This is a genomic window from Streptomyces sp. NPDC001668, assembly GCF_042893155.1.
Classification (GTDB): Bacteria; Actinomycetota; Actinomycetes; order Streptomycetales; family Streptomycetaceae; genus Streptomyces.
Genome location: NZ_JBIAUQ010000029.1, coordinates 1 through 12,765, shown reverse-complemented (window position 1 = coordinate 12,765; position 12,765 = coordinate 1). Strand labels below are relative to the sequence as shown.

Sequence of the window (12,765 nt, the reverse complement as noted above, 5' to 3'; positions counted from 1 at the left end):
TCCTCCGGGCTTTTCCCTTCGGTCTTGCGTTTCCGACTCTATCAGACCGTTTCCGGTTCCGATTTCCTCGGTGCTTTCCAGGTTCCCGCTTCCGCGTTTCCCTTTCCGGCGGTTCCGACTCTATCAGATCCTTTCGGGCCTGATTCCCAGTCAGAGGGGCTTGCCTTCCCGGCCGTTGGGCCGTTCCGACGTCTCAAACCTTAGCGGACTCTCGCTGCGGTCCCAAATCGAGGGGCCGCATCCAAATCGAATTGAATTCGGGCACGCCGAATTCATCCCGGCTGGGAGATCGTTTTGCTGGTTTGAGTGGCCGCTGTCGCGGCGGAGGTGCTACCGCAGAACCGTTACGGCCCCGTGGCAACCCGAAGAACTCTACGGATCCAGCAGGGGCGTGTCAAGCACCCACTGTCAAGATCTTTTCAGTCGAGGTCGTTGAGTCGCCCGCCGGCGTCCGGCTGTGCGTGCTCCACCCTACGCAGGAGCCGGGTGAGCACGTCCCCGAGGGTGTTGCGCTCCTCCGCGGACAGGTCCTGGAGCAGGTCCTCCTCGAAGACCGTGGCCAGGCGCATCGCCTCCAGCCACTTCTCGCGGCCCTCGGCGGTCAGCTCCACGATGACACGGACCCGATTGGACTCGTCCCGCTCCCGGGTCACCAGTCCTTCGACGAGCATGCGGTCGATTCGGTGGGTCATCGCGGCCGGCGTGAGACCGAGGCGCTTGGCGAGGTCGCTGGGGCCCATCCGATAGGGGGCACCGGAGAGCACGAGCGCCTTGAGGACCTCCCACTCGGCGTTGCTGATGCCGAGGGCGGCGGTCTGACGGCCGTAGGCGACGTTCATACGGCGGTTGAGCCGGGAGAGCGCCGAGACGATCTGCTCGACCTGGGGGTCGAGGTCCTGGAACTCGCGCTGGTAGGCGGCGATCTGCTCTTCGAGCGTGGGCTCGGGGACGCCGGGGGTCTCGGCCATGGCCGCAGTATGGCACGCACCTCCTTTGCCTTGAAGTCCTTCCCTATGTACTCTTTAGGTTCGAACTTTAGCTTTGAAGTCTTCACACCTAACTAGTGAGAGAGGTGAACGTGACCAGGGCGATGGGCGCAGCGATGCGCCGGATCCACGTGGGCAACGCACTCAGCGCGTTCGGGCTCGGTTTCACCGTCCCCTACCTGTACGTCTATGTGGCGCAGGTGCGGGGCCTTGGGGCCATGACGGCGGGGTCGGTCCTCGCCGTCTTCGCGGTGGCGGCACTGATCGTGCTGCCGTTCGCCGGACGGGCCATCGTCCGGCGGGGCCCGCTGCCGGTGCTGCTCACCGCCCTGCTCACGGCAGCGCTCGGTTCGCTGAGCCTCGGGCTGTCGAGCCAGGTGCCGACCGTGCTGCTGTCGGCGGCCGCGCTCGGGGCCGGGCAGGCCGTCATGCAGCCGGCGCTGGCGACGATGATCGTGGACTGCTCCACCTCGGAGACGCGGTCCCGTGCCTTCGCCATGCAGTTCTTCCTGCAGAACCTCGGGCTCGGTGTCGGCGGTCTCATCGGCGGGCATCTCGTCGACACGTCGAGCGCGGCGTCCTTCACCCTGCTGTTCGCGATCGAGGCGGCGATGTTCCTGCTGCTGGTGGTCGTGATGGCGACCCTGCGGCTGCCGCACTCGCCGCGCGTCGAGGGCGCGCCGACCCGGTCCGCCAGGGGCAGCTGGAAGCAGTTGCTCGGCAACCGGGCCATGGTGCAGTTGTGCGTCCTGGGCTTCGTCCTGTTCTTCGCCTGCTACGGACAGTTCGAGTCCGGTCTGAGCGCGTACGGCGTCGAAGCCGCCGGTATCTCCACCTCCGCGCTGGGCTCGGCGCTGGCCGCCAACACCGCGATGATCGTGATCGCGCAGTTCGCCGTACTGAGGTTCGTCGAGCGGCGGAGGCGGTCCCGGGTGATCGCCCTGGTCGGACTCATCTGGGCGGTGGCGTGGGTCACCGCGGGCTACGCGGGGCTCGGACACGGCAGCCAGGAGATGGCCACGGCCGCGTTCGTGTCGACGTACGCGCTCTTCGGACTGGGCGAGGCGATGCTGTCGCCGACCGTGGCTCCGCTGGTGGCCGATCTCGCGCCGGAGGGGATGGCGGGCCAGTACAACTCCGCCTTCGCCCTGGTGAAGCAGCTCGCCCTGGCGGTCGGCCCGGCGGTCGGCGGGCCGCTGGGGGCCTCCCTGCACGCGCCGTACATCGTGACCTTCCTGCTGTTCTCGCTGGGCATCACGTACCTCGCGCTGCGTCTGGGCAAGCAGCTGACCCCGGTGCAGAACCAGCCGTCGCTGCGGAAGAGCCGTGTGGTGGCACAGGGTGGAGCGGCGGCGAAGTCTCTGGCCGCCTAGCCGCAACCCACCGGGGGCGCGGGGCTGTGTCGATGTGCGGCTCCGCCGCGTGGGCGCGACGAGCCACGACGCACCCGCGCCGGGCATCCACCGTGCACCCCTACGGCGCTACCCCTTCGGCAGCACGAACTCGCACCAGACCGCCTTGCCACCCCCCGGGGTCCGCCGAGACCCCCAGTTCGACGCGATGGTCGCCACGATGGCGATCCCCCGCCCCGACTCGTCCCCGGGTTCCGCCCGCCGCCGCCGGGGCAGGTGATCGTCCCCGTCCGTCACCTCGACGATGAGCCGCCGGTCGGTACGGCGAAGCCGGAGCCGCATGGGTGGGGTGCCGTGCTGCAGGGAGTTCGCGACCAGTTCGCTCACCGCCAGCACGCCCAGGTCGTGCAGCTCGACCGGGAACCGCCAGCTCGTCAGCACGCCGGAGGCGAACGCACGCGCGCGTGGGGCCGCCTCGACGCCGCCGAGGAGTTCCAGCGCCGCGTTACGGAAGAGCTCGCCGTCGGGGCCGGTGTGGGCCGGGTGCTGGAGGACCATGACGGCCACGTCGTCGTCGTGCTCCGCGGTGACGCCGGCCGAGCGGACCAGGCGGTCGCAGATCACCTGGGGGGTGCCGGTGGCGCCGGCCAGGGCGCGCTCCAGGGCCGCGATGCCCTCGTCCAGGTCTTCGTTACGGCGTTCGACCAGGCCGTCCGTGTACAGGACGGCGGTGGAACCGGGGCCGAGCGGGATGGAGCCCGAGGAGTGCATCCAGCCGCCGGTGCCCAGCGGCGGGCCGGTGGGTTCGTCGGCGCGCAGGACGACGCCGCTCTCGTCGCGGACCAGGATGGGCAGGTGGCCGGCCGAGGCGTAGACCAGCTTGCCCTCGTTCGGGTCGTGGATGGCGTACGCGCAGGTGGCGATCTGGTTGGCGTCGATCTCCATGGCGAGGCCGTCCAGGAGCTGGAGGATCTCGTGCGGGGGCAGGTCGAGGCGGGCGTACGCCCTGACCGCGGTGCGGAGTTGGCCCATGACGGCGGCCGCGCGGACCCCGCGGCCCATGACGTCGCCGATGACCAGGGCGGTGCGGCCGCCGCCGAGGGTGATGACGTCGTACCAGTCGCCGCCGACCGCGGCCTCCGTGCCGCCGGGGTGGTAGGTGGCGGCGATGCGCAGGTCGTCGGGTTCTTCGAGCTCCTGGGGGAGCAGGGAGCGCTGGAGGGTGACGGCGGTCTCGCGCTGGCGGCGCTCGCTGGCTCTGAGGCGTTCGGCGGCCTCGGCGTGGTCGGTGACGTCGGTCGCGAAGACGAGGACACCGCCGCTGCCGCCGCCGTCTCCTTGGGTCACCGGCGTGCAGGTGAAGGTGTAGGAGCGGCCGTCGGGGGCCTTGCGGGACTTGACCGTGCGGGGTTTGCCGCTGCGCAGGACCTGGTCGAGGAGCGGGAGGAGGCCGATCTCCTCGAGCTCCGGGAGGGCTTCGCGGGCCGGTTCGCCGGTGGGGCGCAGGCCGAAGGCGACCACATAGGCATCGTTGACGTAGGCGAGGCGGTGGTCGGGGCCGTGGACGAGGGCGACGAGGGCGGGGACACGGTCGAGGACCTCGCGTACGGGGAGTTCGTCGACGGCGGGGACCGGCACGGTCAGTTGTTCGGCGCGGGCCGCGGGGACGGCGCCCTCGCTCAGACGGTCCTCGGTGACCAGGTCGTCGGTCCGCGCTGCGGCGCGGCGCTGCGTTCCGGGGAGGCGGGCGCTCCAGCGCGTGAAGTTCACGAATCCTTGCCTCGCGTCGTCGTCTTCGGCGTCTTCGGGCCGGCTCCGGGCCCGGCCGGGGGGCTGGGGACGGCAGCCCGGGGGTGCAGCACGGAAAACCTCTTGGTTCGAGGGGCGGGCGGCTGCCCGTCCGAAGTCGGGCACCAGTCTGGCAGGGTGACCGACCGGGTCGACATTCGTCAGACGCCGGGGCGGTCCGTGGAGTTCCTCGGTCCGGTCAGGACGACCCCTTCGGGTCGTTCATCGGGTCGTGAGGATGCTTTCCACCGGCCGCGAGTTCGAACTCCGCTCGGGGATGTTCGAGTGAACCGAGGGAGACGATCTCCCGTTTGAAGAGTCCCGACAGGGTCCATTCGGCCAGGACGCGGGCCTTGCGGTTGAAGGTGGGGACCCTGCTGAGGTGGTAGACGCGGTGCATGAACCAGGCAGGGTAGCCCTTCAGCTTGCGTCCGTAGACCTGCGCGACACCTTTGTGCAGGCCCAATGCGGCCACCGAGCCGACGTACTTGTGGGAGTACGTCTCCAGGGGCTCGCCCCGCAGCGCGTGCGCGATGTTGTCGCCGAGGACCCGGGCCTGGCGGACGGCGTGCTGGGCGTTGGGTGCCGTCTCCTTGCCGGGCTCCTCGGCGGTGACGTCGGGGACGGCGGCCGCGTCTCCTGCCGCCCACGCGTGCGTGGTGCCCTCGACGGTGAGCTGGGGGGTGCACTTCAGCCGGCCTCGCTCATTGAGCGGGAGGTCGGTGGCGGCGAGGAGGGGGCTGGGTTTCACCCCGGCGGTCCACACGACCGTACGCGTGGGGAAGCGGTTGCCGTCGCTGAGGACGGCGACGCGGTCCGCGCAGGACTCCAGGCGGGTGTTGAGCCGTACGTCGATGTTGCGGCGGCGCAGTTCGCCGACCGTGTAGCGGCCCATCTCCTCACCGACCTCGGGGAGGATGCGGTCGGAGGCCTCGACGAGGATCCACTTCATGTCCTCGGGGCGGAGGTTGTGGTAGTAGCGCGCGGTGTAGCGGGCCATGTCCTCCAGCTCGCCGAGCGCCTCCACGCCCGCGTAGCCGCCGCCGACGAAGACGAAGGTGAGGGCCGCGTCGCGGATCGCGGGGTCGCGGGTGGAGGAGGCGATGTCCATCTGCTCGATGACGTGGTTGCGCAGGCCGATGGCCTCCTCGACCGTCTTGAAGCCGATGCCGTGGTCGGCGAGCCCGGGGATCGGCAGGGTGCGCGCGATCGATCCCGGGGCGAGGACGAGTTCGTCGTACGACAGCTGCTCGCCGCCGGTGCGTTCCTCCTCGGTGGCGAGGGTGGTGACGAAGGCGGTGCGCTTGGCGTGGTCGATCGCGGTGGCCTCGCCGACCAGGACGCGGCAGCGGTCGAGGACGCGGCGCAGCGGTACGACGACATGGCGCGGGGAGATCGATCCGGCGGCCGCTTCCGGCAGGAACGGCTGATAGGTCATGTACGGGTCGGGGGTGACGATGGTGATCTCGGCCTCGCCCCGGTCGAGTTCCCGTTTGAGCTTGCGCTGCAGACGCAGAGCCGTGTACATCCCGACGTAGCCGCCGCCGACAACCAGAATGCGCGCACGTTCCTTCACCATCCCATGACGCACCCGTCGCTTGAGTTTGTCCACAGCCTCGACAATTTGTGTGACTGGAAGTCGTCGGCGCGCCGGGTTGGCCGAATCGCCGGAGTGCGTGGAAGGTGCGCAGGTCAACGGGTGTGCGCCGGGCGGGCGGAGGGGGTGCAATCGGGGCGTTTGCCACCCGTACTCCGATCGGGGGGCGCTCCGTGCGGAACCTGCCCCTTCTGAATTGACCCCCACTCAACTATGTTCGTGTGTCGACGGGGTGTAGGGGGATGCGCTCCGGGTCCGCGACGGGCGGACTCGCGAAACGGGCTTGTTCCGCACGCTCCGGCTTTCGATGGCGGGGAGAGTCTCCGGGGGGAGACGTCATTACCGGGGGATCATTCATGCACATTCAGGACTCTCATTGGTCCACCGCGTCCGCCATCGCACCCGGTGGCGGGGCGATGGGCGGCGCGATGGGCTCGGCGATGAGCGCGGCGGGCAACGGACGTGACGGATCGCGTTCGGCCCCGCTGCGCGTGGACGCACAGCGCAACCTGGAACACGTACTGCGCGCGGCGCGCGAGGTCTTCGGCGAGCTGGGCTACGGCGCGCCGATGGAGGACGTGGCGCGGCGCGCCCGGGTCGGTGTCGGCACCGTGTACCGGCGCTTCCCGAGCAAGGACGTCCTGGTCCGGCGGATAGCCGAGGAGGAGACCTCCCGGCTGACCGACCAGGCGCGGGCGGCGCTCGGTCAGGAGGACGAGCCGTGGTCGGCGCTGTCGCGCTTCCTGCGCACGTCGGTCGCGTCCGGTGCCGGGCGGCTGCTGCCGCCGCAGGTGCTGCGGGTCGGGGTCGCCGACGACGAGGAGTCCGACGGCTACGACGGGGCCCGGGTGCCGCAGCAGCGGACGACACCGGGCTCGGGCGAGCTGCGGCTGGTGCCGGAGGAGGCCCCGCTGGTCTCCGCCGACGACGACGCCGGGGCGGCGGCGCTGCTGGAGGTCGTGGGTCAGCTCGTGGACCGCGCGCGTGCGGCCGGTGAGCTGCGGACCGACGTGTCGGTGTCGGACGTCCTGCTGGTGATCGCGACCGCGGCGCCCTCGCTGCCGGACGCGGCGCAGCAGGCGGCGGCCTCGGCGCGGCTGCTGGACATCCTGCTGGAGGGGCTGCGGTCCCGGCCGGTGTGACTCGAAAGAGTGACAGCGGGGTGCGGGCGCCTGCCGTCCGCACCCCGGCACATTCCAGTGCCTTCCGGGCGCGTGCACCGACTCCCGCACCGGCTGTGACAGTTGAGTCTTCCCCAAACGGGTGATCCTCAGTGCTGCTGTGCGGGAAGTCCCCACGGACGAGTGGCTGGGCCGTACTGCGGGGCGCTGACCAAAAGCCAATATGGCACGCTGACCCGGTGTTGGGGACAGGTTGGGCCGGCGGCGGGGGCATTCCGCGATGAGCGTTGACGGGCGGAACGAACCCCTCGGTGAGGGCGACGGGGAAGCCGGGGGCACCCCGCAGGTGCCGGGCCAGGGCGGCCGGGCGGGCATCCCGCGGGGCGGCATCCCGGCACAGGGCGGCGAACCCGTCGAGGGCAGCGTCCCGGCGCAGCGCGACCGGCGCGAGGACGGCAGCATCCTGCCGTCACCTCGGGAGACGCCGCCGTCCGACGCCGACCTGATCGAGCGGATGCGCTCCGGCGACGACACCGCCTACGAGGCGCTGTACCGGCGCCACGCGCAGGCGGTGCGCCGCTACGCCCGCACCTGCTGCCGTGACGGCCACACCGCGGACGACCTCACCGCCGAGGTCTTCGCCCGCATGCTCCAGGCGGTGCGCGGCGGCCACGGCCCCGAGCACGCCGTACGCGCCTATCTGCTCACCAGCGTCCGCCGCGTCGCCGCCGGCTGGACGAAGTCGGCCAGGCGCGAGCAGCTGGTCGACGACTTCGCGGTGTTCGCCGCGCAGGCCTCGCGCTCGGCCGAGGTGTCGGACGACGACACCCTGGACCTGGGGGCCGACGTGCGCGCGATGCACGAGGCCGAGCAGTCCATGGCCATGCAGGCCTTCCGGTCGCTGCCCGAGCGCTGGCAGGCCGTGCTGTGGCACACCGAGGTCGAGGACGAGTCGCCGAGCGAGGTGGCCCCCCTCTTCGGCCTCGACGCCAACGGCACGCGCGTGCTGGCCAGCCGTGCCCGCGAGGGCCTCAAGCAGGCCTACCTCCAGGCGCACGTCAGCGCCGCCCTCGCCACCGACGAGGAGTGCGCCCGCTACGCCGACCGGCTCGGCGCCTTCGCCCGCGGCGGCCTGCGCACCCGGGCCGAACGCGGACTGCGCAAGCACCTGGAGGAGTGCGCCAAGTGCCGCCTGGCCGCGGGCCAGATCAAGGAAGTCGCCGGCGGTATCCCCGCGGTCGTACCGGTCGCGGTCATCGGATGGTTCGGGGCCGCCGGGTACGCCAAGGCCCTCGGGCTCGTCGCGGGCGGCGCGGGAGCGGCCGGTGCCGCGGGCGCGGCCGCCGCGGCGAGCGGGGGCTCCTCGGGCGCGGGCGGCGCCGCGGCCTCGGAGGGGCTCGGCGCGCCGGTGAAGGCCGGCATCGCGGCCGGAGTGGTCGCCGTGGCCGCCGCCGCGGTGGCGCTCGCGCTGGTCGGCGACGACAGCCCGGCCAGGAAGCCGGACGCCAAGCCGCCCGCGTCCGCACCGGCGGTCGAGCCGGCAGACCCGGCGCCCACGCCTTCCCCGAGCAAGCCGGAGCCCCCGCTGATCCCGGTGGCGGCGGCCGCACCGACGCCGAGCACGGCGGCGCCGAAGCCCACCCCGACGCCGAAACCCACTCCCACTCCCACTCCCACTCCCACTCCGAAACCGACACCGACACCGAAGCCCCCGCCCCACGCCCCCGAACCGACGCCGACGCCGACGCCGACTTCCCCGCCTCCGCCTCCGCCTCCACCCCCGCCCGCCGTCTACCAGTGGAGCGAGCTGGACTACGACGTCTCCGGCGACGGCAGGGGTCCCGAGATGCGGATCGGCGAGAGCAGCTGGGTGTGGCAGCGCTACGGCGTCTCGGTCGCCGACCGGAAGTACGCCCACGGCGTGACCGTGCGCGCCCGCTCCTCCGTCACGATCGACCTCAACCGGGCGTGCTCCTCCTACGACGCGATGGTCGGCGTGGACGACATGACGCTGGGCCTCGGCAAGGTCTACTTCTCGGTGTACGCCGACGGGGTCCGCCTGTGGAGGTCCGGGCTGGTGGAGGGCGGTGATCCGGCCGTGCCCGTCCATGTGAGCCTCGCGGGGCACCGGACCGTACGGCTGGTGGTCGAGCCGCACAGCCACCTCGACGACCTGATGCTCGCGGACTGGGCGGAGTCGAAGTTCAGGTGTTCATGACGCGCCGCGCCCCGAGCGCCTGGTCGAGCTCGGCGAGGGCCTCGTGCGGGGTGAGGTCGGCGCCCCGGGTGTGTTCCGCCGCGTAGCGCGAGGGGTCCAGGCCGGTGCGGGCCCTGGCCTGCGCTCGCTCCGCGTCGATCCGCTCGGGGTGCGGACGCGGGTCGCCGCCCCGCCATCGCTCGGCGGCGGCGAGCAGCCGGGCCGCGCGCGGGAGGTCGCCGAGGTCGCTGAGGAGGGCCGCCGCGGCGTCCACGAGCGTCGCCACGACCGTGTCGGAACAGCGCTTCTCGATCGCCTCGCGGACGGTGTCCGCCAGCAGGGGCAATGCGTGCTCGGGGCCGGACTCGGCGGCTGTCACCGAAGCGGCGAGCGAGTGCAGCATCACCGCGAACTGGGGTGGGGTGGGTGACGGACCGATCTCCTCGCGCACCGCGTCGACCAGCTCGCGCGCACGGGCGGTGTCCTTGTCCTCCAGGGCGATGTGGGCCCGCATCAGCCTGACGAACGCCCGGGTCTCCGGGACGCCGTACCGGTCGCCCGCCGCGCTCGCCTCGTCCAGGGTGGCCAGCGCGGTGGGACGGTCGCCGGTTCGGTAGGCGACCTCGGCGAGCCGGGCGATCAGGAACGGCGTCTCGGCGTACGCCCCCACCTCGTGGGCGAGGCGCAGTGCCTCCTCGTACTTCTCCTTGGCCTCGGCGAGGCGGCCGCGGGCCATGGCCGCCTCGCCGGCCGCGCTGCTGACCTGTGCGCGGAGCCAGCGGTCGCCCGCGCGGCGGCTGAGGACGCGCAGTTCCTCCAGATCCTCGTCGACGCCGGTCATGCCGCCCGGGGAGTCGACCGCCATGTGGGTGCGGAGCATCAGGGCGACGGCAACGGCCCAGTCGTCGCCATGGGCCCGGCAGTGGGCGACGGAGGTGTCCATCAGGGGACGGATGTCCACCGGGTCCTTCAGCGTGAGGCCGATCACGGGCCAGAGGATGCCGGGGAGGCGGGCGGCGTCGGGACCGCCCTGCGCGAAGTGGTTCCGGACGAGTTCCACGTAGCGGCGCAGGCGGGGGTCCAGGTCGCCGTCCATGGGCTCCGTCTCGGCCTTGAGGAAGAGATGGAGCATGCGGAGGTTCATGCGCCGACGGTGTGCCGGGTGGTCCGCCTCGGTGTGCGCGGCGGTGAGGTAGGCGTCGATCGGGTCCTCGGTCCCGCCGTCGGGCGGAGTGGGGTGGCGGTCCGCCGTGGCCGCCCGGTCCAGGGCCATCCCGAGGCGCAGGACCCTGTCCACCCAGGTCATGCCCTCGCGGCGGTAGTTGCGCAGCCACCAGAACCAGCCCATGCCGAGGGCCAGGGCGGCGGCCTCCGTCTCGTCGCCGGCGATGAGGGTGCGGTCGAAGGCCGCGCGGATGTTGTCCAGCTCGGCCTCCAGGCGGGAGATCCAGGGGAGTTGTCCGGCCGAGCGCAGCTGTGGCTCGGCCTCCTCGACGAGCCCGCGCACCCACGCGCGGTGCCGGAGCTCGGCGGCGACCCGCGGCTCGGGGCACTCGGCGGCGCGCTCGACGGCGTACTCGTGGATGGTCTCCAGCATGCGGTAGCGCATGCCGTCGCGGCCGTCCCGCTCCCAGGGGGTGGCCACGACCAGGGACTTGTCGACGAGGGCCCCGAGGAGCTCGGCGGCGGGCCCGCCGCACACGGCCTCCGCGGCCTCCAGCTCCCAGCCGCCCGCGAAGACGGACGCCTCGCGCAGGAAGGTCCGCTCCCGCTCGTCGAGCAGGTCCCAGGACCAGTCGACGACGGCCCGCAGGGTCTGCTGGCGGGGCAGGACGGTACGGCTGCCCGAGGTGAGCAGCCGGAAGCGGTCGTCGAGCCGGTCGGCGATCTGACGAGGCGTCAGCATACGCAGCCGGGCCGCGGCCAGCTCGATACCGAGGGGCAGCCCGTCGAGACGCCGGCAGATCTCGGTGACGGCCTCCTTGTCGGCGAGCACGGCGTCCGCGTCGGGGCGGACGGCGGCGGCGCGCTCGGCGAAGAGGCGCTGGGCCTGGTCGGGGAGGAGGGGCTCGACCGGGCGCACCGACTCACCGGGCACGCCGAGCGGTTCACGGCTGGTGGCGAGGACGGTGAGGCCCGGGCAGCGGGTGAGGAGGGTCTCCGCGAGGTGGGCCGCCGCCTCGATGACATGTTCGCAGTTGTCAAGGATCAGGAGTTGGCTGCGCGGGGCGCAGTACTCGACGAGCAGGGCGAGCGGGTCGTCCTGCGGGGCCGTCAGCTCGGTCGTCATGAGCACGGTCTCGCGCAGACCGAGCGCGCTGACCACCGCGCCGGGCACCGCCTCCGGCCGGTCGAGCGGGGCGAGCTCGACGAGCCACGCCTGCGGGAGCCCGGCGGCGGCTTCCTCGGCGAGACGGGTCTTTCCGGATCCGCCCGGTCCGGTGAGGGTGACGAGGCGGGCCCTGTGCAATTCGGAACGGATGGCGTCGAGCTCGGGTTCCCGGCCCACGAAAGAGGTAAGCCGCGGACGGAGGTTGCCGTTCCGTTCGGCACGGGGGCGGCCGGCCGGGGCCGTGAGCAGTTCGCCGTGCAGCTCTCGCAGCGCCGGGCCCGGGTCGGTGCCGAGGCCGTCGGCGAGGGCCCGGCGTGCCCGCTCGTAGGCGGCGAGGGCGTCCGCGCTCCGGCCGCTGTCGCGCAGGGCGCGGATGAGCAGAACGTGCAGCGGCTCGTCGTACGGATGCGCCCCGGTCAGCTCTTTCAACTCCGGTACGACGTCCTGCGCCCGGCCGAGCAGCAGATCCGCCTCGACACGGGCCCGGGTGGCCTCCAGGCGCAGTGCCTCGGGGCGGGTCGCGGCGGTGCGGTCGGGGAGGTCGGCGAGCGCGTCACCGCGCCACAGGGCGAGGGCGGCGGTGAGTTCCCGGGCCGCCGTGAGGGCGTCGCCGTGCGCCAGGGCGGCCGTACCTCGCCGCACGAGCCGTTCGAAGACGTACAGGTCCACGTCGTCCTCGGCCGCGGCGAGCCGGTAGCCGCCCGGGGCGGACACGATCGCGTCCTTGCCGACGGTACGACGCAGACGGCCCACCAGTGCCTGCAGTGCGGCCTGGGCGTCCTGGGGCGGATCCTCCCCCCAGACCTCGTCGATCAGGCTCTCGGGGCTCGCGGTACGGCCGGGACGCAGAGCGAGGGCGGCGAGCAGGCTCCGGACCCGGGGCCCGCCGAGGGGTATGACGGTGCCGTCGCCGTCCGCTGCCTGGGTGACGCCGAGAATCCTGTACCGCACCGGTTCATTGTCACCGGCTTTCTTGGCGCCGGCTGTGGCTTTTCGCCGGGCCGCGAGTCTTCGGCGGGTTGCGGGTGCGGGTCGGTGGGGGTTGGTCGCGCAGTTCCCCGCGCCCCTAGGTGGGCCACAGTCACCCTGCGCCAGGACGTGACCGATCACCGCATTGCGCGCCAGGACGTGCCGGGTGCGGGTGCGGGGCGGGTGCGGGTGCGTGGGGGCTGGTCGCGCAGTTCCCCGCGCCCCTAGGTGGGCCACAGTCACCCTGCGCCAGGACGTGACCGTTCGTCATCTTGCGGGCCACGACGTGCCGGGTGCGGTTGTCGGGCGGGTGCGGGTCGGTGGGGGTTGGTCGCGCAGTTCCCCGCGCCCCTGGGGGGTTGCGGTCACCCTGCGTCGGAATGGACCGCGGGCCGTTGGCCGCGTACGGCGGGAAGGGGACGG

General features: G+C 72.5%; 7 protein-coding genes. 3 read left to right on the top strand and 4 right to left on the bottom strand.

The features are described from left to right. Window positions 1–419: 419 nt before the first annotated feature. Complete coding sequence (locus ACFYZ8_RS44640; RefSeq protein ID WP_359040515.1) at window positions 420–968, bottom strand: MarR family transcriptional regulator; 549 nt, start codon at window positions 966–968, stop codon at window positions 420–422. A 122-nt stretch (window positions 969–1,090) separates the two neighbouring features. On the opposite strand from ACFYZ8_RS44640, the gene ACFYZ8_RS44635 reads away from it, so the two are divergent. Continuing rightward, entirely contained in the window at window positions 1,091–2,359 is a 1,269-nt protein-coding gene (locus tag ACFYZ8_RS44635) for an MFS transporter (protein ID WP_359040517.1), read from the top strand. 108 nt (window positions 2,360–2,467) lie between these two features. Here the strand turns inward: ACFYZ8_RS44635 and ACFYZ8_RS44630 are convergent, their stop codons facing one another. Together ACFYZ8_RS44630 and ACFYZ8_RS44625 are read right to left on the bottom strand one after the other, a co-directional pair. Next, on the bottom strand, window positions 2,468–4,108 hold the full coding sequence (locus tag ACFYZ8_RS44630; RefSeq protein WP_359040513.1) for a SpoIIE family protein phosphatase: 1,641 nt from the start codon (window positions 4,106–4,108) through the stop codon (window positions 2,468–2,470). A gap of 217 nt (window positions 4,109–4,325) precedes the next feature. Then, window positions 4,326–5,705 carry an NAD(P)/FAD-dependent oxidoreductase gene (locus ACFYZ8_RS44625; protein ID WP_359040511.1) on the bottom strand — a complete coding sequence of 460 codons (1,380 nt, stop codon included), beginning with the start codon at window positions 5,703–5,705 and terminating at the stop codon, window positions 4,326–4,328. Window positions 5,706–6,079: 374 nt separating this feature from the next. Between ACFYZ8_RS44625 and ACFYZ8_RS44620 the strand changes: the two genes are divergently transcribed. Both ACFYZ8_RS44620 and ACFYZ8_RS44615 read left to right on the top strand, forming a co-directional pair. After that, entirely contained in the window at window positions 6,080–6,865 is a 786-nt protein-coding gene (locus tag ACFYZ8_RS44620) for a helix-turn-helix domain-containing protein (protein WP_359040509.1), read from the top strand. Between the two features lie 259 nt (window positions 6,866–7,124). Continuing rightward, window positions 7,125–9,062, top strand: a complete 1,938-nt coding sequence (locus ACFYZ8_RS44615; protein WP_388542516.1) for a sigma-70 family RNA polymerase sigma factor — start codon at window positions 7,125–7,127, stop codon at window positions 9,060–9,062. On the opposite strand, the gene ACFYZ8_RS44610 is transcribed toward ACFYZ8_RS44615, so the two are convergent. Further along, entirely contained in the window at window positions 9,049–12,324 is a 3,276-nt protein-coding gene (locus tag ACFYZ8_RS44610; RefSeq protein WP_388542518.1) for a BTAD domain-containing putative transcriptional regulator, read from the bottom strand. The genes ACFYZ8_RS44615 and ACFYZ8_RS44610 overlap by 14 nt on opposite strands. Window positions 12,325–12,765: the final 441 nt, after the last annotated feature.